Source organism: Photorhabdus kayaii, from assembly GCF_025384895.1.
Taxonomy (GTDB): domain Bacteria; phylum Pseudomonadota; class Gammaproteobacteria; order Enterobacterales; family Enterobacteriaceae; genus Photorhabdus; species Photorhabdus kayaii.
The window spans coordinates 80,485-104,574 of sequence record NZ_JAJAFZ010000011.1; the positions used below are offsets into that span (position 1 = coordinate 80,485).

Consider the following 24,090-nt stretch of genomic DNA (forward strand, 5'->3'; position numbering starts at 1 on the left):
ATAGTTATCTATGCTCCCGGGGATTCGCTCCCTTGCCGCCGCGATGCATCTTGAAATCCATAGGGTATTAGTGTGAAAATTTTAGTTATGGAATTAAAGGTTTCGGTTTTTTGTCAGAAGTGCTCCGACAACCGCTGGAGGAAATGATGAATGATTATAAAGTGAAAGAAAAAATGCCAGTATTAATCCCAGAAGCAGATTTCGATATCAAACTTAACATGACAGAGAAAAATGTAGAACACACTCAGGCTTTCATTGAACGCGGGGTGAAAGACTTTTCGTTGCCTGGATTGGTTACTCCATATGGTTACCGTTTACTGACATCTGTTTCTGGCAATCAATATAGATTGGTGACTGATGTAGATATGCCGGAGACGGTTTATGCGGTAAAGCTCGAATTTATGGAACATATTGTTCCATCAAAAAAAACATGCACACAGATACTTGTGCGGCGTACAGTCCTTCCTCAACATGACGGAGCAGTGAGAGGCTTGCCACAAGAGTTTTTTAAGTTTTTCCTTGAACGATATTCCATTATTGTATCTGACAGTGAGCAAACGCTAGATGGACGTAGGTTTTGGGAGCGTATGATTGCTTGGGCTATCAGTATTAATGGCTATCATGTATATGTTTCTGATGGCACCAAAGAAGAGCGTCCACTGAACTTGATTACCTCATGGGATGACTTTTATGTAACCTGGGCTAATTATTGCTGGGGTCATGATAAGGATTATCACTACCATCGCCTTTTTGTTATCAGTAAAGAGCTATTACATTGATCTCTGCTAAGAATGAATAAAACTCACTATCTGATGGCTTTTTCTTGAATAATATAGTTCTTGAATAACATAATTCTTAAATAACATAGGACTGAAAACTTAAATTTTCCTGTTCTTACATGAGGAATATTTTATAGGAGTTTGCGGTCCGTTCTGTGTTATGACGAAATATTATGCGCGTATGAGCCTGAAAAGGGTTTAACCTATTGAATCCTAAAAATAGTTTTTTTATTATTTACCTATACAGTTCATTTACAACTATTTTCTGTGATAAACTTGTTGGCGTTTATTACCAGCTCTGTTTGAGGTGCTTCTGAACACGCCATCGCAGCTTTCGTTACCTTTGTATCTTCCCGATGATGAAACTTTTGCCAGTTTCTTTCCGGGGGAAAATGCCACCTTGTTAGCTGCAATCAAATTGGCCATTAATCAGCCGCATGGCAGCTATATTTATTTTTGGTCCCGTGACAGTGGGGGCCGAAGTCATTTGTTGCATGCCGCCTGTGCTGAATTGTCCCTGAAAGATGAAGCTGTGGGTTATGTTCCGCTGGATAAACGTGCTTATTTTATCCCTGAAGTGCTTGATGGCATGGAACACTTATCACTGGTTTGTATTGATAATATTGAGAGTATTGCTGGTGATGAAGAGTGGGAAATGGCAATCTTCAATCTTTATAATCGTATTCTAGAGATCGGTCGCACATGTTTGCTTATTAGCGGCGATCGCCCACCTCGCCAGATTAATCTTAAGTTACCTGATTTGGCTTCTCGTCTGGATTGGGGGCAAATTTATAAATTACAACCGCTTTCTGATGATGAGAAATTACAAGCCTTGCAATTGCGAGCGAAGTTACGCGGCTTTGAATTGCCAGAAGATGTAGGGCGCTTTTTACTGAAAAGATTAGACAGAGAAATGCGGACTTTGTTTATGGCATTGAATCAGTTAGATCACGCTTCGATAGTGGCCCAGCGCAAGCTGACGATTCCATTTGTGAAGGATATTTTGTACCTTTGAAGATGATGGTGGTGTCACCATCATCACATCTATACCCGTTATCTTTCAAGTTGCCTCTTTGTTGGCTGCACTCACTCACCCCGGTCACATCGTTATCTATGCTCCCGGGGATTCGCTCCCTTGCCGTCGCGATCCATCTTGAAATCCATTGGGTATATTCTTATCAATCAAGAAGTTCTTTTACTTTTTCCGGTGGGCGCCCAAGCCTAGCTTTATCACCGCAAACTACGATCGGGCGTTCAATCAGTTTAGGATTGGCAATCATCGCTTTTAGTAAATCATGCTGACTGAGTTTTTCATCAGCCAGATTCAACTCTTTGTATAGCTCTTCTTTCGTTCTCATCAATTGGCGTGCATCATGAAAACCAAGCTGTTCTAGCAGAACAGATAATTGCTCTACAGCGAGAGGAGCCTCCAGATAGAGAATAATCTGTGGTTTAATTCCCCGTTCTTCAATAAGAGCCAAAGTTTCACGGCTTTTGGAGCAGCGGGGATTATGATAAATCGTCACCTGTTGCATGAGAATTCCTTAACGTTTGTATTGACTGTAACGCTGTTGTAGCTGGCGTAATTGATCGATACGAGCATCATAACGTGCTTGATCGTAGCTGCCTAATTTTACGAGTGCGCTGGCACTACTGAGGTATTTGATGGCATTGTCAAACTGACCGCGAAGTGCCATTTCTTCAGCATGTGCTGATAATTCTTCATGGCGTTTTCCTTGTTTGGCGGCAGCTTCGGCTATCAGGTGCCAACCGTTGGGATCATCTGGATTATTGAAGGTATAGCGATGAAGCAGTTTTAAAGCCTGTTGATATTGTTTTGCGTGAATAAGTGCATTAGCGAGATTGATTTGCAATACCAAATTGTCCTTTTGTTTCTGCAAAGCGTTCTGTAACCGGGTGATAGCCTGAGCAATTCGGTTCTGTTCAATGTCGATATCAGTCATTGTGTCAATGAACCAGACATTATCCGGTTGTTTTGCTAACAGTGGTTCCAGAATAGCCCGTGCCTCAGTGTATTTTTTATCTTGAGAAAGCAAGATTGCCCGGCCATAAGCGGCGGCAAGTTGCTCTTTAGCTGTGCCTCTTCGATAATTTTCTAAAATTTGCTCAAGATAGCCGCGTTGCTCGGTGGTGTACATGCCCATAACACGAACTCTGGCGAACAGAAAATCTTGAGATTGTGGAATGTTCTGGGCCGGGTATTGATTAGCGCGGTTACGTGCATCAGCAAGGCGGCTGTCAGGTAACGGGTGAGTGAGTAACATTTCTGGTGGCTTAGAACTGTAACGGGTTTGATCTACCATGATTTGCATAAAATCTGGCATACCTTGAGGATCAAAGCCAGCTTTGCGTAATGTCTGCATGCCAATACGATCAGCTTCTTGTTCATTGGATTGAGTAAAACTGATCATGCCTTGTTGTATACCGGCAATAGTGCCGCTGAGGGCTGCCATCCCTGCTTGTGGGCTAGCCATTAGCAAAAGAATAGAACCCAACGTACCTGCCCAGGCTAGCGGTGCTGTACGTTGCTGATCTTCCATCATTCGTGCCAGGTGGCGTTGAGTAACGTGGGAAATTTCGTGAGCCATTACGGAGGCAAGCTCGCTTTCATTACGGCTATAACGAAAAAGTGCAGCATGGAGTACTACATTACCGCCAAAGAAAGCATAAGCATTGATATTCGGGTTATCAATCAGATAGAAATGGAAAGGCGTTTTAACTGAGTCTGCATGAGCCACTAACCTTTGTCCAAGGGCATTAATGTATTGTGTCAATAATGGGTCATAAATCAGCGGAGCGTTGTCACGCATCTGGCGAACGTAGAAATCGCCCATTGCCAGTTCCTGATTGATGCTCAGGATTGAACCTGCCGTGGTACCGATATCCGGCAATGAATCTTCAATGGAGGCGCTGAGAACAGGGGAGCTTGTTAGCAACAATGTACTGATTAATATTGCTGTCAGAGATTGATTAGACATTATTTTCATAAAACAAAAATGCTCTCATTTGACCATCGTTTTAGATAATGCGTGTATGATAAACAAGGGTACCTTAAAATTAATCAATTTTTAAGAAAAATAGAAATATGAATATTGCTATCAAGGAGCCTGGTCAATGCTGGATATGATTATACAGTGGTATCGCCGTCGGTTTACTGATCCGCAAGTTATTGCGTTATTTGTCATCTTGTTGGCAGGGTTTTGCATTATTTATTTCTTACATGGCATTTTGACACCTTTGCTGGTGGCGATTGTTCTTGCCTATTTGTTGGAATGGCCAACGGCTAAACTTGAAAGACTGGGATGTTCGCGCACAGTGGCTGTTTGTATTGTGCTGATTATTTTTTCCAGTATTAGTTTGTTGGTCATCTTGATTGTGGCGCCAACTGTATGGCAGCAGGGAATTAATCTGTTGTCAGATATACCCAATATGATTAATCGGTTTAATGAATATGCCCAGACATTACCAGCCCGTTATCCGGCTTTGGTTGATGCTGGCATCATTGATATGATGGCCGAAAATTTGCGCAGTAAGATTTCAACTGCCGGAGAGTCTGTAGTGAAATTTTCGGTGGCTTCACTGATTGGTTTGTTAACGCTGGCTATCTATCTGATTCTTGTGCCACTGATGGCCTTTTTCTTGCTAAAAGATAAAAACCAGATGTTGCAAGCATTGCAACGGGTCCTGCCACGTAACCGCATTTTGGCCGGGCAGGTATGGCGCGAGATGAACCAGCAAATCACTAACTATATTCGGGGTAAAGTCACCGAGATGGTGATCGTCGGTATTTGTACCTACGCGGTGTTTGCATTTCTTGGATTGGATTATTCATTGCTGCTTTCTGTTTTGGTTGGTCTGTCAGTGTTAATTCCTTATGTGGGTGCGTTGATTGTCACGATTCCTGTTGTACTGGTTGCGCTATTTCAATGGGGAATCGGAACAGATTTCTGGACTTTGATTATTGCCTATTTGGTTGTTCAGGGGCTGGATGGTAACTTGCTGGTGCCGATTTTATTCTCTGAAGCCGTAAACTTGCACCCGTTGGTAATCATTCTTTCTGTGATTACTTTTGGTGGTTTGTGGGGATTTTGGGGCATATTTTTTGCTATTCCGCTGGCGACGCTGATTAAAGCGGTGATCCAAGCCTGGCCGGAAGATATAGTTATAATAGAAGACGATGAAATGAAAGAGTAAATTTATTTTTAATGATGCGGGTACCCGTTATTAGAGGAAGCACGGGTTGGTGATATCCCTCCCGTACTTGCCCCTGGCATCCTGAGCTGTTAAATGAGCGTGATTAAATTTTGAGTCATTTTCTATTTAAGGGTGCAGTTTCAGATAATCCACCACGATTTGGTGGTGATCACTGGTCTTAAATTTATCAAAAACGTGCTCAATATTACCGTTGGTATCAATCAGGAAACTGATACGGTGGATACCATCGTAGGTTTTTCCCATAAATTGTTTCTTGCCCCAGACACCAAACTGTTCAGCAACTTGGTGATCCTCGTCGGACAACAATGTGAAGTTCAGCATTTCTTTCTCCACAAAGCGTGACAATTTACTTGGGTTATCTGTGCTAATGCCTAGCACTTCAACACCTGATTCCTTTAATGTATCCATTTCATCGCGCAGACCACAGGCTTGTACAGTACAACCAGGAGTCATTGCTTTAGGGTAAAAATAGACTAAAACACGCTGGCCTTCGAAATCAGATAAATTGATTGTTTCTCCATCTTGGTCAGGAAGGCTGAACTGAGGGGCCTTATCACCGGCTTTCAATGGGTTCATCCCGTATTCTCCGTTTAATCTTTCAACTAAAGTGGTTCAAGAATACTAATACTGCCTTGTGCATTTAGATCTGTACATAGCTTATTAAACGCCTGCTTAATAATTATGCCGTCATCCTCCAGGCTGTGGGCGGTAATCTGGATCTGCAACCGAGCAGGGGTATCGCCTTCTGGTGGATGTGTTTTTGATACCAGTTCAGCAATATTAAAATCCTGTGTAGTAAACAGATTGGTAAACTGCTCAACAATACCGGGTGAATCATCAACATCAACTTTAACGGAAACCGTGGAAGGAAATGTTGTGTGGGTATCGCACTTTGTGCGTTTCATTACGATAAGAAGATCGAGCTCGGCCCCTTTCTGTGGCAGTGAGGATTCAATCATTGTGATAGCATTCCAACTACCGGAAAGTAGCATAATGAAGGTGAATTCCTCGCCAAACATGGCTAATCGGCTGTCTTCAATATTACAACCACACTCACTCACAAGACGAGTAATGGTGTTGACGATACCAGAACGGTCAGCACCTAAAGCGGTTATAACGAGAAAATGTTGTTCTGATTGTGGCAAAGTCACTTTTCCTTCTCTGCTGTGGTTTCGTTAAGGTAAACATAAAAAGGCTATGCTGCCAAGGTCAATTGCATCAAAGTTGTTCTATTGTATTCCCATGCTCTATCATTGAATTTCAATAAATTACTTTGGTTATCACTTCTTTTTAACAGAGGTTATCTGGTATTAACAAAATTCATTGAAATCCTGTGTTAAATAGTTTCCTTCTGAATGACTAAAAAGTACCATGGAACTCTTGTTTGTATAGGGGGTTATGTAATGTCTAGCGGGAGATTTGAATTTACAGGTAGCATTGTTGCGCTGGTAACACCAATGGATGCGAGTGGTCAGGTTGATAAGGCCAGTTTGAAAAAGTTAATCGATTACCATGTTGCTAGTGGGACATCAGCGATAGTCTCGGTAGGGACAACCGGAGAATCTGCCACATTAAGTCATGATGAACACGGTGATGTTGTTTTGACAACCGTAGAATTGGCTGATGGGCGTATTCCGGTTATTGCCGGAACAGGTGCAAATGCGACTGCTGAGGCAATATCCCTAACGAAACGTTTTGAAAACAGTGGCGTTGTTGGTTGCCTAACGGTAACGCCTTATTATAATAAGCCGTCGCAGGAAGGTTTATATCAGCATTTCAAAACGATTGCTGAAAATACGGATTTACCACAAATTTTGTATAATGTGCCTTCTCGTACCGGGTGTGATCTGCTGCCATCAACTGTAGCGCGTTTGGCGAAGATTAAAAATATTGTCGCAATTAAAGAAGCTACAGGGAACTTAAATCGCGTTAGTCAAATCCAAGAATTGGTTAATGATGATAGTTTCATTTTATTGAGTGGTGATGATACAAGTGGGTTGGATTTTATTCAGCTTGGTGGCAAAGGGGTTATTTCGGTTACTGCAAACATTGCAGCGCCTGATGTTGCTAAGTTTTGTGAATTGGCATTAAACGGCCAGTTTGCAGAGGCGCGTAAGTTAAATAACCGTCTGATGGAATTACACCGTCAGCTATTTGTTGAACCTAACCCGATTCCAGTTAAATGGGGATGTCATAAATTGGGTTTGATTGCTGATGACACCGTGCGTCTGCCGATGACGCCATTGACGGATGCAGGAAAAGTCTCAGTTGAAAAAGCCTTGAAAATGGCCGGATTATTGTAAAATTTAGGGAATTTTAATGGCAATATTGTTGCAAAAATCGAAGGTGATGAAGGTTGCTGGTATGTCACTTGTCATGTTATTGGCAGCTTGTTCCAGCGACCAGAGCTATAAACGCCAAGTCAATGATGATGAGACATATCTTGAAACACCTCCCCGGAAGGCGTTGAAAGTTCCTGCGGGTATGGTATTGCCATTGCAGAATGGTGAATATGATATTCCAGCAATAGCCTCTAAAGGGCAGGTTGGGAAAGCGCTTGATATTCGCCCGCCATCTCAGGCACTAGCCCTATTGAGTGGTTCCCGTACTGAAAACAGTGTAAAGAGCAGTAAGTTGCTACTTGAAAGCACTCCTGAGAATAGTCATCTGTGGTCACAGATTAACAATGTGCTATTGAAAAAAGGTTTCCAAGTTAGCCAACGTGATGATGCTAGCCAGACATTGACAACCGATTGGATCGATTGGCCGCGAGCAGATGAAAATGTTCCATATCAGACTCGTCATCGTATTAGTGTTGCACGCCAGAGCTATCAGATTGAATTATCCGTGACTAATGAAGGGTTGAGACAAGGCGATCATCAGATAACAGATCCTCTTGAAATCCAACGTTATAACGCACTGATGCTCAATGAATTAATTGAAGGTGTAAACCAGCAGCGTGAACGTATTAGCGATGACTCTGTGGCGCGTAATCTAGGTTCATTGGACGTACAGAGTGGTGGTGATACATCTGGATTACCTCAGATGATTGTTCGGGCACCATATAATATTGTTTGGGATAGATTACCGGCAGCACTGGAAAAAGTCGGTATGAAAGTGGGTAGCCGCAGTCGTTCAACGGGCTCTATTACTGTAACTTATAAAAGTCTCAGTTCATCTAGTTGGAAATCAATGGGTGTGAATGAACCATCCATTAGTGAAGGTGATTACAAATTACAGGTTGGTGATTTGAATAACCGGAGCAGCTTACAGTTTATTAGTGATAAAGGTAAGCCGTTGACCCAATCACAAAATGATGAATTGGTTGCAGCGTTGAAGGCGGCTTTTAGCCAGACCACAGGGTCATAGATCTAGGAAAGCCCCTCATATTATTGACAAAGCGCTGGCTGTTTAGTTAGCGCTTTGATTGATAAAGCGCTGTTTTTTAAATCAGTGTTTGATCGCTAAAATCTCGGATAAAAAAACAAACTAGCGTAGTGTGAAGAATATCCTCTCCACATCATTTCTTTTCGATATAGAAAAAATCGGCCCTTTGGGCAGGATTTTGTCAGCAATCTGTTTTATTATTTATCTTTGGTATTTGTGTAGTAGTAATATCATAGTAGTAATATCTCTGGAGTATATAAGATGCAAAAAAAAGCTGAGTTGTATCGTGGAAAGGCAAAAACGGTGTACACCACGGATGATCCTGATTTGTTAGTGTTGGAGTTCCGTAATGATACATCAGCATTGGATGGCGAGCGTATTGAACAGTTTGATCGTAAGGGGATGGTGAATAATAAATTTAACCATTTCATTATGAGCAAATTGGCAGAAGCAGGGATTCCGACGCAAATGGAACGACTGTTATCGGACACTGAGGTATTAGTTAAAAAGCTGGATATGGTGCCGGTTGAATGTGTTGTGCGTAATCGGGCTGCGGGTTCATTGGTCAGACGCCTTGGTATTGAGGAAGGTCTGGTATTGAATCCACCTCTGTTCGATCTGTTTCTGAAAAATGATGCTAAGCACGATCCAATGGTGAATGAATCTTATTGTGAAACTTTTGGTTGGGTTAGCAAAGAACATCTGGCTGAAATGAAAGAATTGAGCTACAAGGCCAATAAAGTATTGAGCAAATTGTTTGATGATGCGGGTTTAATTTTGGTTGATTTCAAACTGGAATTTGGTTTGTTCAAAGGGCAGGTAGTTCTAGGGGATGAATTCTCTCCTGATGGTAGCCGTTTGTGGGACAAAGAGACGTTGAACAAAATGGATAAAGATCGCTTCCGCCAAAGTCTTGGTGGTCTGATTGAAGCGTATGAAGAGGTAGCGCGTCGTATCGGTGTTATTTTGGACTAATTGCGCAAACGATTACTTGGGCCGAAAGGCCCTTTTATCGTTTGGAATAAGTTAGTTTATTTATATTGAGAATGTATCTGACGATTAGGTTGTTAAATGACCTAATAAAGGTATTGACATTGTAGAATAAGATATCAATTTTATTTTTCGGCTATTTTCTTGTGATAGTGTTTATAAACATTTCAATCAGATCGTGATAAATGCGAGTATTTTGCGATAATTGCATTTTACTAAATGTGAACTAGATCTTGCTGTTGTGATCTATCTGTTATTAATAACTTTGATGTTGGCTGCATACACTGATATTGCAAATAACATCTCTAATTTGAATGAGGTGCCATAACCTAAAGATGAAAAGTGTCATGTCAAAGAATTTAACTGTATGGCGGATACTGCTACAGAGTGCCGTACCATTTAAGGGGACAGTTGTATGTGCGTTTTTGGCCTTAACCGTTACATTATCGTGCGATCTAAGCGGTCCTTATATTATCAGGAATTATGTTGATAAGGCGACATCAGGAACGACTGTTGATCAACTTATCATGTTGGCAATCATTTATGTTTTTATTGCGTCGATTGGTGTTATCGGTAGTCTGGTAACCAGTTACATGAGCACCAAAGCTGGTTGGGGTATTGCTGATACCATTAGATATAAGCTCTTTCACCATGTGATGACAGTTTTACCTGTATTGGAAATAGAACGGCGATCACAGGGAGAATTGCTGGAAAATATCGAAGGTAATGCTGATATTATAGGAAAAACGATTTCTAAAGCAGGCTTTAAGGCCATTGCTAATTTAGCGCTGACACTAGGGACATTGGTCATTATATTCAGCGTCATGCCTCAGGCTGGTATTGCCATAGCAATCGTCGTCATACTCGTGGCGTATGTGTTAATTCAGTTAACCAGACTTTCTGTTCGTCGTTGGCTAATTGCGCGAAATGAAAAAGCTCGAATCTTTGGTTTTGTCGGTGATTCATTACATGCAATGGATGATTTACAGCCATTGTCGCAGGCGCATTGGCCTGCCATTGCATTTCGTAAGATGTTGTCAATATTGCTCAAATTTGAACGCAGTGCTTATATTGGCGGCCGGGCTTTTTGGCCAATTACCCAGATCTTCTTTGCACTCTGTTTCGGTATAGGTTTTGGTTTTGGGCTTCAATTACTTGGTGAGAACAGCTTAAGTATCGGTACATTAACGATGGTTTATCTCTACGTTGATAAACTTCGGGAGCCGGTGGAGGATATGTCATCGGAAATAGAGCTGATACAGAAATTATTTGCTGCTTTGTCACTTTCGGCAAAAATGTTAAATGAAGGCGCCCCTGATAAATCATCGGATAATTTATTGCCTGATGGTCCTCTCGCTATCCATTTCGATAATGTTGATTTCAGTTATAACGGAGAAGAAACGCAGGTTTTGCACGGCGTTAATTTTTACGTCGCTCCGGGGAGTAAAATTGGCATTATTGGTAGAACGGGGGCGGGAAAAAGTACCATTCTTAATTTGATGTGTGGATTTGCGCGACCCGATTCAGGAAGAGTGACCATTGGCAATGTCGATGTCTCAACGATTAAGCCGGAAGAGTTTGCGAAAAAGATTGCTGTTCTTAGTCAACGTTCTCATCTGTTTTCCACAACATTGCGGGAAAATTTAACGCTTTTCAGTAATGAAATATCTGATGATCAAATTTGGGAGGTTCTTCAAGAATTAGATGCGCTTGAATGGGTGAGGGCACTGCCAGATGGCCTTGATACACAGGTTGGTACTCATGGTCTGATGCTATCAGCAGGAGAAATTCAAATGATAGCGGGTGCCAGGGTGATGTTACAGCATTGCTCGTTGGTTATTATTGATGAAGGAACTTCTCAACTTGATCCCCGAACGGAAGAGAGTTGGCTGAAATTGCTTGAAAAGTTAAGTCACAATTGCACTGTCGTGATGGTCGCACATCGCCTTCACACACTTTCGGTCGTTGATGAAATTATCATTATCGATGATGGGCGGATTCAACAGCGAGTCCCCGAAGCCGAAATTGCAACGTTAACGAGCAATCATGGACTCATGGTATGACTATATCCAATGTATCAACTAAGCTTAAAATGTTACCAGCCTTGATTGAGCTGATAAAAAAGTTTGCTCCGCTCTATTTCATTACCATGTTCGTGTGGACACTGATGCATGGTTTTCCTCTATTGATTGGTTACTTAATCAGTAAATTACTCGATAGAGCGATGAATGAGCCAACTAACCCTGTTGTCTGGTGGTTGCTTGCCTCTGCAATTGCCACAATGGTCTTGCGATCACTGTTTTTGTTCCTGGGGTTAACCTTTGATTTTACGTTAATCTTTAAAGTCAGTGCTTACCTGAAAGAGCGGGTTTTATGGGGAGTAAGCCATTGTTCCCGTAATCAGAGACAGACTTTTTCTCAAGGCGATATTCTGAACCGTATTCGTGATGATAGTGATGAAATTGCGGAGTTTCTAAGTTGGACCTCTGATTTTATTTACCGCGCATTACTTTTAATTATCGCATTAGTTGTGCTTATCAACACTGACATAATAACCACACTTGCTCTTATGCCTATGATTGTGGGTCTTTGGGTCGGGGCGATACTTAAACGCAAGGTAGGGAATTTACAGAAGAGTAAACGTCAATCGCAAGGGGACATTGCCGGTAAGATTACTGATGTCTTAACGGGTATACGCGATCTGCGCCTTGGCAACAAAATGGAGGGGGAGGTTGAGCGGTTGTCGCAGAAATTTGTCAATCGACGGGCGATTCAAGCTAAACATCAGGTATTTACTGACCTTCTTTCTGGGCTGTTCAAAAATATTGTCATACTTGGAACGTCGGCTGTTTTATTGATAGTGAGTAAACGGATCGTTGATGGCAGTTTTACTGTAGGGAATCTGGCACTATTTTTGACCTATATCGGTTGGATCAGTGAACAGATACTCTTCTTTGGTCGGTCGGTTGCCTATTACAAAAATGCAGATGTGTGTTATGGCCGAATCAGACAGTTTCTGGCAAATAAAGTAGATAAAAAAGAGAGCAAAGAATATGGGCGAGATGAAATCCTGCATAAGCTAAGTGTTAATCATCTAGCTTATTCGAAAACTCAGCCCCCTGTTTCGTTTGAGGCAACGGCTAATCAGGTTATTGGCATTGTCGGTGATATTGGTTCGGGTAAAACCACCTTTTTGCGTTACCTTATTGGTCTGGAAAAATCCAGTTCCGGCAGTGTACTTTGGAATAACAGAGAGGTTCTGGGCAATGAAAACTGGTGGCGGAATCCACGTATCGGATATGCCAGACAGAAAGCGGGGTTTTTTGGTGGAACCGTAAGGCAAAACCTCGCGTTGGGTGATAAGGATATCGATGATGATGTCATGGTACGGGCGCTGGAGGCGGTAGGTTTGACACCCGGCTCATATGAATTGCCAGAAGGACTCGATACCGTTATTAACTCTGGCAGTGCCGGTCAATTATCTGGCGGCCAGCGTCAACGTTTGGCATTGGCCCGGATGTTATGTCGTCCCGCTGACGTTTATATTGTTGATAACTGCGATTCATCATTAGATACGGATACGGCCCGTCGTTTATGGTCTACCTTACCTGAGTGCTGGCCCGGTCTGTGGATTGTTGTCTCGCATAATGCCGATCTTCTCGCTAAAGCGGATCATATTGTTACCGTTCAACAGCGGAGAGAAATAGCATAATCCATTGGATATCCACTCCTGGCTAAGTCGGTAGGAGTGGATGTCAATAATGAAATGGTATATATTTTTTTATATCAAACGAGGAGGGACTATGGGTAAACAAGCTGTTTTTACTATGAAACTTGAATCAGATCTGCGCGATCACTTTATGGCTGCCACGGCAGCAGAACACCGCCCAGCTTCTCAAGTTGTCCGTGAACTGATGCGTGAATATGTCCAGCGTCATAAATATCGTGCTTTCCTTCAGGGAAAGGTTGATATCGCACGCCAATCTGTAAAAGAGAGTAATGGTGTTGAACATAGCGACGTAAAAGCGATTTTTGCGGCTCGGAGAGAACAGGTTAAGGCTCGTAAGTGAACGTGATTTGGACACTCAGGCGTTATCGACTGGTTTATCAGAACTATCTGGATTTTAACTTTGGTACATACATCAGTACATACATCACGGTTGTGGCCGCAATAAGTTGAGTAATTACATGCTTATTAAGAATTTAATTGTCACATTGGAAGGTGAAATACAGATATTAATAACCACATTGCTTAATGAGCAATGGGAAGCAGCCAGGGAATTAATGAATGAATCATTGCGTATGGCGGCTGATGATTTGGCTTTAACTGTATTGGCAGACAGTTTGTGTAACTCAGATATCGATATTATTTATCAGCAGCAAGGTGCTTGTCATCTGCGGCTAAATACTCTTAATGGAAAGTTTAATCTTTATATTGGGATTAAAGATCGGCAAATTAATTCTCTCTCGTTATCTCGATGCCCAATACCTGATGCGTATGCAAAACAGGGTATTTTTATCGAAAAAACGTTAAAGACGTTTGGTCTTAGAGATGTCCCGGATGGTTTGGTATGTTTGCCATCACCCTATAATGATGCCAAAGCACTTGTATTATTGCTTGCGGGTTCTGGTCCGCATTCGATGGATTATGATGTTGGGCCTAATCCACTGTTTCGTATGTTGGCACATGAATTAAGTCAATATGGAATTGCGAGTGTACGTTTTGACAAACGTTATTACCGTATCCGGCAGAGAAATATGAACCCTGAGGTTGTCGATCTCAATACGGAAATTGTTGACGATGCTTGTAATATTCTGGCTGGTTTGATGGGACATATTGAATTTCACGATGTGCCAGTATTTCTGGTTGGGCACAGTTTCGGCGGATATGTCAGCCCATTAATTGCAAAGGACTTACAGCAAAAATCGGGTTTAAATGTTGCGGGTATTGCGATGTTGGCGGCGCCTTTCCGTAATTTACTCCGGGTGATTTTATCCCAATTACCCAGTGGGAAAGAGCAAGATACAGTATCTCTTGAGCGCTTTTTGTCAGTGCCAGATAGTTATCTCAAACAGATTGAGAATTATCATGCATTTGACTGCTTAAACAGCTTGCCTGCAATGCCGTTATTTTTTGCCCAGGGAGATCAGGATTTCCAGATTTTGCATAATGTTGATTTCACGATGTGGAAAACGGCACTGCAAAATAATAGGCAGGCTGAGTTCAAACTCTACTCTGGATTGAATCATATTTTATTGCCTACAACAGGATGTGATGGTGGAGAGGATTATTTGCAGCCAGGTCAGATACCGGAGCAGGTCATTGCGGATCTGTCTGCGTGGATCATCCACCATTCATCATGAAATAATGAAAGCGCTATTCATCTCTTGCGAGCAGTTTGACCCAATCGTTAATTGTCGGCCATCGCGCTAAATCTGCAAAGTTGACTGGATACCCCGCACATTTTAGCTGATCAACCAGCATCAGCATTTTTATCGAATCGAAACCGATATCAAAAAGATTTTCATCCTCCGGTATTATTTCTGCTTCCGGGTGAAGCGCTCTGATTTCTCGATGTAAAATTTCATAGATAAGCTGATTTTTCATTGTGTCTCCAAAAAGTTTTATGAAACAAAACAAGTTACAATTCTCTGATACCTTCGATTGGCGCTGATGCGGCGGCGCGATGTGATGGATATACACCAAACACTACGGTGATAAAGCAGGCTGCTAGGGATGCGAGTAAAAAGGAGTAGAAAGAGAAACCAACCGCAATATCAAATAGTAATAAAATTCTGAAACCGATAAATGAGCATAATAATCCTAATAATGTTCCCAATAATGAAATTAAAAATGCTTCGGTAAGAAACTGGTAAAAAATATCGGAATAACTTGCCCCTACAGCAAGCCGTATACCAATCTCTCTTCTACGTTCTTTAACACTGATTAAAATCGTATTCATAACACTGACGCCCGCAACAAAGAGGGTCACTGATGATATTGACAGTAGGAAAAGATTAATTTTTGACTGGGTCTCATGCAACGTTTTCAACAACTCGGTGGTATTACGTACCTCATAGCTTTGTTGATGTTTAAACCGTGACAACCGTTGTTCAACAGCATATTTAACCGGCTCAATATGAGAGGCATCTTTGGCTTTCAACATCATACCGCCAGGAGGTGTATGGCCGAACAGCCGTACCAAATAGCTGTTGCCTGGCAAAAATGCGGCATCATCGACGCCTGCATCCATGCCTTCGCCTTTCTGTGTCAGGATACCGATAACTTGCATTGAGATGTCGTTGATCTTGATGCTCTGCTCAAATGCGGTTTCTTTTTGTGGAAAGAGTCGTTCGGCCAGAGATGCTCCCAAAACCACGACATTTGCCAAGGCAGCATCGTCTTGTGGTGTGTAAAAACGTCCGCGATCAATCACCAGATTACGGATAATCGCGATATCTGCATTAGCGCCAATCAATTGAGCATCAGCAGAACCTTGTGGCGAAACTATTGTTCCTGGCGCAGTATAAAATAGAGTGCTGTGGCTGATATGCGGATTACCTGAAAGTGACGTTATATCCTCTTGCGTCAGATAATTATTATGGGAATCGAAAGCGCCGTTTTTTTGTCCCTTGTATTTTACTGAAATGATATTACTTCCCATTGAAGAAACCATCTTAACAATATGATGCTTAGTTTCTGTACCAATTGCTTGCATGATCACAATCGAAGCTACCCCGATGGCAATGCATAATAGAGTCAAGAAGACTCGTGTTTTATGAGCGGTAAGAGAGCGTACCGCCATTTTGAGGTTGAACAGGATAACGGTTAAATAAGCATTGAATTTTAAGGTTATTTTACTCATGCTCATTGAGCCACCAAAGAACCACTGTCCAGATATAGCCGGCGTTTGGCATATTTGGCAACAACTTGGTCATGTGTTACTAGAATGATGCCGCATCCATTGTGATGTAATTCAGTAAAAAGTTGCATGAGGTTGGTCGCATTAGTGGTATCTAACGCGCCGGTAGGTTCATCAGCAATAATAAACTTTGGATTGTTGATCAAAGCGCGAGCGACAGCAACGCGTTGCTGTTCTCCCCCTGATAGATGGCGCGGGTATTTATCTAATAAATTGTCAAGCTGGAGACGATCGATTAAGTAACGGAAATGTTCTCTGTCATAATTGAAGTTTCTTTTTAGGTAGTACATGGGCATCAAGATATTTTCATCAATGCGGTAGTTTTCCAGCAGGTTATAATTTTGAAAAACAAAGCCAAAATATTTTCGCCGTAAAAGCGCCAATGAGTGAATCTTTTGCTGAGTTACCGTGAGATCGTTAATAAGATATTCTCCCGCACTGGCGATATCCAAAAGCCCTATTATATTCAATAAGGTACTTTTCCCTGAACCGGAGCGACCAAGAATAGCAACATAATCATTCTGGTCTATGGTTAAGCAAATATCTTTCAGGACAAGATGTTGTTTACTCTCATTACCGTAGGTTTTGCAGATATTATTTAGTGTTATCATTTTGGCTCTTCCCAAGATTATCTTGTTTGGAAAGTACAACGATCTGCTCGTTATTTTGCAATCCGCTGACAACGACTGAACGTCTTCCATTGTTATGACCGATCAATAATTTTCTTACTACGATGTTTCCATCTTTCATCTCACGTAAAAAATAGGTAGTTAGATTATCGTTCAAAGGTTGATGCCGCTTATTATTCAGTATATCACTGGGTATGGTCACTACGCCGGTGCTTTCGTGGGTCACAATAGTGACATCCGCACTCATACTGGGTTTAAGCAGGAAATTATCATTAGGTACATCAAATAGCACGGTATAATAAACAGCGTTATTAATGAGATCGGGCTTATACATAATCTTCTTAACATTACCGTGCCATATATGCTGATTTGTACTATAGATCTTGAAGGAAGCTTTTTGCCCCGTCACGATTTGGTTAATATCTGCTTCGGAAACTTTTGCATAAACAGTCATATTTTTGAGGTCGGCAATTTGCATGAGAACCGGTGTCTGTTGATTGACATTTAGCGTTTGCCCGGGGTCAACATGAATTGCAGTCACTACGCCGGCAATCGGCGAATAGATTTGGGTATAACTGAGGCTGACTTCTTCACTATGCAAAATATGTTCATTTTGCCTGATGTCTGCTTTGAGGCTTTCAATTCTTGCTTGGCTTTTTTTGACGCCAAAAGCAGCCTCATCCAGTAGTTGCTGGCTGGTTGCGGAGTGCAGGTTAAGCTCTCTTTGGCGCTTTTCCGTGATGACCAGAAGCTGATAAGTGTATTGTTCCTCCTGCAACATGGCTCGCAATTTTTCTAGTCGCGCTCGGCTTGCCTCAACTTTAGTACGATAAAAAGTATCATCAATGCTAGCGACCCGCTTACCTGCTTCAACGATATCCCCGACTTCAACATATAACTTGGTTAACTGGCCTGAGATTTGGCTACCAACATTGACCTGACGGGTTGGTTGTACAACACCGGCAGCATTTACCGTAGTAATAACATCACCTAACGTTCCGGTGATGATTTGTTCTGTCATCACCGTAGATGTCTCTTTTTGGCTAAAGTTGTTATAAGCCACGGCAAGAAAAGCGATCATGATGATAGTGATAACAACCCATTTCTTTTTTTTGACCAGCACAATCAGCATCCATTTTACCATTTGTTATCGTTCCGTATCGCCAGGCATCAGGTCATGCTGAGTGCCTATGCAATCCAATAAATCAATCAAAAACAGCCCCATGTCGCTGATGATATCTTCAGAGAAAATATCATCATCGTAGAGCCATTCCAGACCTATCCCAGTTGGCAAATTGATCAGTTCGAGCGCGATATCTCCTTTAGGCTTGAGCCCCTTGATTTTTTCTTTGGTACAACGGGTTTCACCAAGATATAAACCGGTTTCAAACCCTATTTGAGAAGAAAAATAATAAGTGACTTCCGGCAATTGCATACCGTGGTGGTGATGGAGATGTTGTTTCAAATAGGCCAGTGAGATATTGGAATGAGTATTCGCGTCTGCCAGAAAATCGCGGACATACCTGGATACGTTAATCAGCGAAGTTTCCGCAGTAACGTAGGGCAGCAGTAGTGTGGTTGCGAAGCTACCAACACTGTCAAACGGTATGGGAGGAACGCGGTTGGCACAAGGAATACCTATGATAATCTCATCTTTATTGAGTAATGAGTTAATGGTCATCAGAAATGCGCCAATCACAATATGTTCTAGAGTCACCGCATATTTTTTCTGCGTGCTGGATAGTGCGGCAATTAATTGTGGAGACAACGGCATTGAATAACGTCGGCCTCGGACCCTAAGATGAGCTTCCGATGAATCATTATTTTGTCCGGCAACCGAAAGGACGTTGAACAATTTTTCTGTCCAAAAATTTAATGTTTCGTCTGACATGCGCTGATTAATGAGATTAATGCTTGTTTCCGTCGCGGCTTCAATCTTTGGTACATTATCTGCGTAAGCAGAAGATAATTTTTGCAACACATGAGCAATCGACATCCCGTCACAAAATGCATGATGAAAATTTAATAAAAGGTAGTGCTTATGTTCTGCTATTTTTAATAACTTAAAATATACCGGTGGATTATCCTGTAATTCCATCGGTTTAAATGCCATATCATTTAAGATTTTGCGGAATGAAATTTCAATATTGATGCCGGTAGCATAAGTTAAATCGATATATTCGAAAGGCAGGTTCTCTTCAATAACGGGTGAGAGGGTTAAAGAGAGTTGCCCATCTATTATGGTGACTCTTTGGCAGAGGGCAGGGAAATATTGCATGATATACAGCAAAGCGTAACGTAATTTCTTTAAATCAATCTCGCCGGTCAGATGATAATATAGTGGGATATTATGAGCGCCGGAACGATTAGAGATAGTATCGATGATCCAATAATACTGGTCGTGTTGTTCTGTCAGGCAAGTGCTATTTTTATCGATTAAAACTGGTATTTGCCCTTGTTGAATGACAGATTGTAATAGATAACCTAATCTAGGGGTGTGATAGAAATCTTCCAGGTGAATAGAACAATTAAAACGTTGCTGGATCTTGTTAATTAATAATAATGCTTTAAGCGAAGTACCGCCAGCGTCAAAGAAATTAGTCTCTTCATCAACAATGCCATCGCTATCGCCAAAAACTTCCCGCCATAAAGCGAAAAATATTTCTCGTTTTTCGTCTTTAATTTGCGAAATATTATCTTCTTTATTCAACTCTGATATTGTAACAGAATTGTTGGATGATGATAATTCGACAATAAAAGGTACCTGTAATTTTGGATAACATCCACGCAAAAATGAGACGATTTCGTGACGTGTGATTGAGCATGATCTATCAGGTATAAATATATTAATATATTGGTACCCCGTTTCATTTTCTTTTATTGCTAAATGAATATCATCAATATTAATCGCCGCTGTAAGTAATTTTTGCATTTCATCCAGATCGACACGTTTCCCGTCAATTTTATGCTCTTTATCCAGACGGCCAATGAAATTTAAATTACCTTGGGCATCGTAAAATCCACGGTCTCCGGTTAAATAATAGATTTCTCCATCGTTCAACTGTAAGAATTTACGTGAAGTTGACTGATTATCATTAATATATCCGGTACAGATAGAATCGCCACGGATGCATATTTCTCCACTACTGCCATTAATTATCTTATCAGTTCCATATTCGCGAATAACGATAGTGGTATTTGCTAGCGCTTTACCAATGATATTACCGGGTTGAAATTTATCATCTATTTTGTGACTGCTAGCCACAACGCAACATTCTGTTGGGCCATAAGAGTTAATCAAGGAAATACCGCATCCTACTTTTTCCAACCAATGATGAATGGCTTTATCCATTGCTAGATCGCCACCGATAATTGTCATTCTAATCGAAGGTGCGAGTTCTTTAATGGCTGAATGTAGGAAAAAGACAATTTGATGCCAATAATTGGTAGGAAAATTAACTATAGTGACCGATTGTGCATGGCAAAATGAAAATAGTGTCTCCAGTTCAACGATCATATTATCATTGACAATGGCTAATGTGGCGCTTTGATAAAAACATCCGAACACCTCTTCAATATAAGCATCGAAAACGGGGGTGCTGAAATTGAGAATAACGTCATCTTGTTTAATATCATACTGCTCTGTCATTGCCGCCAAATAGGCATAAAGCCCCTTAAACGTTATCGGTACTGCTTTCGGTACACCTGTGGTGCCTGATGTGAAAAAGATATAGGCTTCGTCTTCTTGAGTTGCGGGACGTTTTATATCATGCCCCAGAAATATCTCGGAAGGGCGAGTTTCTATATCTTCGATAAAGAGAATGTGCGTATTATTAACATCGTTTACTTTTTCATGGTAATGACGAGCAGTGATTAATAAAGAAATATTCAGGCTACTTAATATATTATTTATCTCTTCTTGCCCAAATGTCATATTGATTGGGACAAAACATAATCCCGCCGTATGGATGGATAATATGGATAATAAGGAATCCACCCCTCTGGGCAATAATACGGCGACCCTTCGGTTTTGTAGTGGGCAGGATAATAGCAATTGACTGAAAGTGGATAATTTGCGGTAAAGTTCACGGTAATTAAGGCAATGCACGACGTTTATTTCTGCTTGATCCCCATAAATGACTGATTTTTTATCCGGCGATACTGCAACTATTTGTGCTATTCGACCAATAATATTCTCTTTGATAGGGTGATTAACGACAATATTTTCTGGGTTATCTAGGCTAGATATAATATTATCCATTGGTTCAATTGCTTTATATTTCCCCCAATATGTCTCAACCGTTTCATTAATATTTTCTGCAATCGTACTATAAATACGTAAATAATCGTCGATTAGAGTATGGGCGGCAAAATGACTATACAGGCGGCTTCCCACATCCAATTCAACTAATGCTGATTTCCCATCAGGAGAAAACCGGATGTTAATACCATAATTATTGACTGCGCCGGAAGTCATACAACCGCGAATGGCGCGATTATCTTTCATAAGATCATGTTCAAGTTCATGTAGCAGATTAACATAGGGAGCGGCAGTAAATTGATCTGCTCGACTGATTGCTTCATCATTTAAATCATTTATATCAATACGGCTATGTTTGCTATGCAGACTAATTTGCAACTGCATTGCTACGAGGATCTGTTTTATTGTTGCCTGCGGGGCCAAAGAAACCATCACAGGCAAGGTGTTCATTGCCGGGCGATAATAGCGGTACTCTCCTTTATCATGTCGGTTAGAGAAGGGTAAGTTGATGATACTTGTTGATAAGCGATCTCGTTTGGTCATTTGCAGACATAGAGCCAGTATCATCATTAATTTATCATTAAAGGTAAAACCACCGTTATTTGCGGTGAGCGGCCGGCTTACTTTAATTGCTTTTGAGGGAAATAGGCGTTTACGGGCATAATCCTCTAATTTGGGCAGTTGGTTGAGGTAATTATTCCAATACTCTTTGTTGTTGGCATAATGCACGTTTGCTTTATATTTAACTTCGTCAAGGTAAGCCTGATAGGTAAAAATAGCCGCTGATGTTGGGTGGAATGTTTGTTGTTCATAGCAAGACAAAACATCATGAATTAACTGACCTATGCCCCAATAATCTGTGGCAATATGGTGAGCGATGATTCCCCAGAAATAGCACCCAACATCATTAAAGTAAAGATAATGCCTTATCGTCACGCCCTTTTCAGGCGCTAGCGGTTGAGTTGTTCTCTTTGCAAAATCCGCTTTTGCCGCTGGTTCTACTGTTGGCTCTGACAGTTTTATTGGTATAACTTCGACCGATGTAGATCCCTTCTCCTGAAAAATATTGTGTTCAGCAATACGGTAACGTAAGGAAAAACCATCATTGAAGTGATGAATGGTTATAATGGCCTGCTTCAATCTTGCCAAACTAATATTATCACTGAAACTGACGAATTCACCGACATTGAAGACAGACTTATCGTCAGCAACAGTGTTAGCAATAGCTAAACGGAGCTGTGTATAATTCAACGGCCAATAATTGTCACTATATTCCATTATTTTGCGGCTCCACGCTATATTTTACCTTGTAACTCGCCCTTTATTTTTTCAAAAATAGATTCATCTATGCATAACCCAATATTATCTTCTGAGCTAAAGCAGATCAGAGGGCGTTTACTTACACGCAGAATAAAATATTTGTTTTGTCCCTTGTGGTAGTATCCAGACGAATAATGAATAATATGTATACCATTACTTCGACTAAAATCTTCCAAGGAAACGCCTTCTTCCTGGTGTAATGAGGAAATAACCCATTCGTGTGAATATACCCCGGACTTCATCAATAATTTTCCTTCCTTGACCACGGCTTTATTTGATAACAGTTGATAGCCTATAAATAAGGTAATGATGACAAAGAGCGTTGTCGCAATACTTGCCGCCAGCTTATTGGGATTGCTGTTACTGAGCCAGTATGGTACAGGCAGAAAAACTAAAGCGATCAGGACGAGCATCGCGACATTCATTAATATGACTTTGAAGTCTGGATTTAATCCCACGATATTATTCATGCTGCTGCCATTCCTAAAGATAATTCGGTAAAGAGATGAATCACTTCTTTGCGTTCTTCGCGGGTTGCGGGCAGATTGATATAACCACATTTTTGCGCCGCAAACAGACAAGCGGTGATTTCTCTTCTGACAGCTTCTTTGACCAGTGTATCGACCATTTCTTGGTTGTTATAGAGTCTGGCAAGATGAAGAGAAGCCGTGCCGGTTGAAAGGTCGCTATGATCAATTTTGGGTAAATAATTTGCCATACATACAGTAACCGCTACTTGTACCGCCAGGCTCAAGTAAGCTGCTACGTTAACTGCCGCAGCCGCGTTCACCGCTGCGACAACTCGGGTGCCAACAGCTACGTTAACCGCAGCAACGACATTTGCCCCTACCACAAGGCGAGCAATCTCAATACTGGTATCATCTTCACGGTTTAAGGGTTCCAGAATTTCCTTCAGCCGGATAAGAGGAGGAGTGTCTGTATCTTGGAACTGATAGGATTCGATGTGTTGTTTAAAATGTGCGACAAGACTGGCATCTTGATTGAGATGGTGATTGATTCGACTTCTCAGACTTGAACCCCTTTCGTTTAAACCATAGGTTTTTAAGTGGGAAAAGAGCGCTTCATAGTCGTTGGTTTTTACCGCATTCATTAAGTCTTTGTCATAAGTGATGAATAGCAGTAATTCCTCTGCGGAACCGGGGCTCACGATATCTTTGTCTATGCCAAATTCAGTCAGCACTTTTTCCGGTGATTCCCGATATTCTAATGCTAAATTGGGCTGTTGTTGTAGGGTTTCCCAGAATCGGTTATAGGTGATGATCTCTTCCCAAACTTCAACCGGGAGTTTGGCGTTTGACATTGACAGCCTTAGCTTATTTTCTTCAACCTCCCCCGGAGAGAGTAATGAACGTGGCACGCCAAACAGGCGGTTGCTATCAGTGCTAGCATTGACGGTGGGTATGACACTGCCAATAGCTGCACCGGCAGCCACGCCAATAAATGTACGTCTTTTCATAATTCGTTCCTTTATAAGTTAACGGAATTCTTTTTTTATTGAGCTTTATATAAGATAATATATAACCTTTCCTTATTAACTGCCTATC

Annotated in this window: 21 protein-coding genes; 10 read left to right on the plus strand and 11 right to left on the minus strand. The window is 41.4% G+C overall.

Annotated elements, in window-relative coordinates; all coding sequences use genetic code 11:
* Window positions 1-146 precede the first annotated feature (146 nt).
* Complete coding sequence (locus tag LGZ98_RS06560) at window positions 147-779, plus strand: hypothetical protein (protein WP_262977850.1); 633 nt, start codon at window positions 147-149, stop codon at window positions 777-779.
* Between the two features lie 307 nt (window positions 780-1,086).
* Window positions 1,087-1,794: a DnaA inactivator Hda gene (hda, locus tag LGZ98_RS06565; RefSeq protein ID WP_113025619.1), complete on the plus strand. Its 708-nt coding sequence runs from the start codon at window positions 1,087-1,089 to the stop codon at window positions 1,792-1,794.
* 163 nt (window positions 1,795-1,957) lie between these two features.
* Here hda and arsC read toward each other — a convergent pair whose 3' ends face one another.
* Both arsC and bepA read right to left on the minus strand, forming a co-directional pair.
* The gene (gene arsC, locus LGZ98_RS06570; protein ID WP_262977851.1) at window positions 1,958-2,314 is read right to left on the minus strand and encodes an arsenate reductase (glutaredoxin); all 357 of its coding nucleotides are present in this window, start codon (window positions 2,312-2,314) and stop codon (window positions 1,958-1,960) included.
* Between the two features lie 9 nt (window positions 2,315-2,323).
* On the minus strand, window positions 2,324-3,787 hold the full coding sequence (gene bepA / locus LGZ98_RS06575; protein ID WP_228900058.1) for a beta-barrel assembly-enhancing protease: 1,464 nt from the start codon (window positions 3,785-3,787) through the stop codon (window positions 2,324-2,326).
* A 127-nt stretch (window positions 3,788-3,914) separates the two neighbouring features.
* On the opposite strand from bepA, the gene LGZ98_RS06580 reads away from it, so the two are divergent.
* Window positions 3,915-4,994: an AI-2E family transporter gene (locus LGZ98_RS06580; RefSeq protein ID WP_262977852.1), complete on the plus strand. Its 1,080-nt coding sequence runs from the start codon at window positions 3,915-3,917 to the stop codon at window positions 4,992-4,994.
* A 126-nt stretch (window positions 4,995-5,120) separates the two neighbouring features.
* On the opposite strand, the gene bcp is transcribed toward LGZ98_RS06580, so the two are convergent.
* Both bcp and LGZ98_RS06590 read right to left on the minus strand, forming a co-directional pair.
* Window positions 5,121-5,591, minus strand: a complete 471-nt coding sequence (gene bcp, locus LGZ98_RS06585; protein WP_113041055.1) for a thioredoxin-dependent thiol peroxidase — start codon at window positions 5,589-5,591, stop codon at window positions 5,121-5,123.
* A gap of 26 nt (window positions 5,592-5,617) precedes the next feature.
* A complete protein-coding gene (locus LGZ98_RS06590) occupies window positions 5,618-6,160 on the minus strand; it encodes a glycine cleavage system transcriptional repressor (RefSeq protein WP_113041054.1) in 543 nt (180 codons plus the stop codon).
* Window positions 6,161-6,418: 258 nt separating this feature from the next.
* Here LGZ98_RS06590 and dapA point away from each other — a divergent pair, with 258 nt between their 5' ends.
* From dapA to LGZ98_RS06625, 7 genes are all read left to right on the plus strand, one after another.
* The gene (dapA, locus tag LGZ98_RS06595; protein ID WP_113041053.1) at window positions 6,419-7,318 is read left to right on the plus strand and encodes a 4-hydroxy-tetrahydrodipicolinate synthase; all 900 of its coding nucleotides are present in this window, start codon (window positions 6,419-6,421) and stop codon (window positions 7,316-7,318) included.
* 16 nt (window positions 7,319-7,334) lie between these two features.
* Window positions 7,335-8,384, plus strand: coding sequence for an outer membrane protein assembly factor BamC (gene bamC / locus LGZ98_RS06600; RefSeq protein ID WP_228900063.1), 1,050 nt, complete (start codon window positions 7,335-7,337; stop codon window positions 8,382-8,384).
* 279 nt (window positions 8,385-8,663) lie between these two features.
* Window positions 8,664-9,377, plus strand: coding sequence for a phosphoribosylaminoimidazolesuccinocarboxamide synthase (gene purC / locus LGZ98_RS06605; protein ID WP_113041049.1), 714 nt, complete (start codon window positions 8,664-8,666; stop codon window positions 9,375-9,377).
* A 362-nt stretch (window positions 9,378-9,739) separates the two neighbouring features.
* A complete protein-coding gene (locus tag LGZ98_RS06610; RefSeq protein ID WP_228900064.1) occupies window positions 9,740-11,455 on the plus strand; it encodes an ABC transporter ATP-binding protein in 1,716 nt (571 codons plus the stop codon).
* Window positions 11,452-13,104 (plus strand): ATP-binding cassette domain-containing protein, encoded by a 1,653-nt coding sequence (locus LGZ98_RS06615; protein ID WP_262977853.1) that lies wholly within the window; start codon window positions 11,452-11,454, stop codon window positions 13,102-13,104. Before LGZ98_RS06610 ends, LGZ98_RS06615 begins: the two co-directional genes overlap by 4 nt.
* 91 nt (window positions 13,105-13,195) lie before the next feature.
* On the plus strand, window positions 13,196-13,462 hold the full coding sequence (locus LGZ98_RS06620; protein ID WP_113041047.1) for an antitoxin of toxin-antitoxin stability system: 267 nt from the start codon (window positions 13,196-13,198) through the stop codon (window positions 13,460-13,462).
* Between the two features lie 118 nt (window positions 13,463-13,580).
* Complete coding sequence (locus tag LGZ98_RS06625) at window positions 13,581-14,756, plus strand: alpha/beta hydrolase (RefSeq protein ID WP_262977854.1); 1,176 nt, start codon at window positions 13,581-13,583, stop codon at window positions 14,754-14,756.
* A 13-nt stretch (window positions 14,757-14,769) separates the two neighbouring features.
* On the opposite strand, the gene LGZ98_RS06630 is transcribed toward LGZ98_RS06625, so the two are convergent.
* The 7 genes from LGZ98_RS06630 to LGZ98_RS06660 are packed head-to-tail and all read right to left on the minus strand — an operon-like array spanning window position 14,770 to window position 24,002.
* A complete protein-coding gene (locus LGZ98_RS06630; RefSeq protein ID WP_113041045.1) occupies window positions 14,770-15,000 on the minus strand; it encodes a phosphopantetheine-binding protein in 231 nt (76 codons plus the stop codon).
* 34 nt (window positions 15,001-15,034) lie between these two features.
* Window positions 15,035-16,258, minus strand: a complete 1,224-nt coding sequence (locus LGZ98_RS06635) for an ABC transporter permease (protein WP_113041124.1) — start codon at window positions 16,256-16,258, stop codon at window positions 15,035-15,037.
* Between the two features lie 2 nt (window positions 16,259-16,260).
* A complete protein-coding gene (locus LGZ98_RS06640) occupies window positions 16,261-16,926 on the minus strand; it encodes an ABC transporter ATP-binding protein (protein ID WP_113041044.1) in 666 nt (221 codons plus the stop codon).
* A complete protein-coding gene (locus tag LGZ98_RS06645; RefSeq protein WP_113041123.1) occupies window positions 16,910-18,067 on the minus strand; it encodes an efflux RND transporter periplasmic adaptor subunit in 1,158 nt (385 codons plus the stop codon). The genes LGZ98_RS06640 and LGZ98_RS06645 overlap by 17 nt, the downstream gene beginning before the upstream one ends.
* A gap of 24 nt (window positions 18,068-18,091) precedes the next feature.
* Window positions 18,092-22,483 (minus strand): condensation domain-containing protein, encoded by a 4,392-nt coding sequence (locus LGZ98_RS06650; RefSeq protein WP_113041043.1) that lies wholly within the window; start codon window positions 22,481-22,483, stop codon window positions 18,092-18,094.
* 17 nt (window positions 22,484-22,500) lie between these two features.
* Entirely contained in the window at window positions 22,501-22,995 is a 495-nt protein-coding gene (locus tag LGZ98_RS06655; RefSeq protein WP_113041042.1) for a hypothetical protein, read from the minus strand.
* Complete coding sequence (locus tag LGZ98_RS06660) at window positions 22,992-24,002, minus strand: hypothetical protein (RefSeq protein WP_113041041.1); 1,011 nt, start codon at window positions 24,000-24,002, stop codon at window positions 22,992-22,994. The genes LGZ98_RS06655 and LGZ98_RS06660 overlap by 4 nt, the downstream gene beginning before the upstream one ends.
* Window positions 24,003-24,090: the final 88 nt, after the last annotated feature.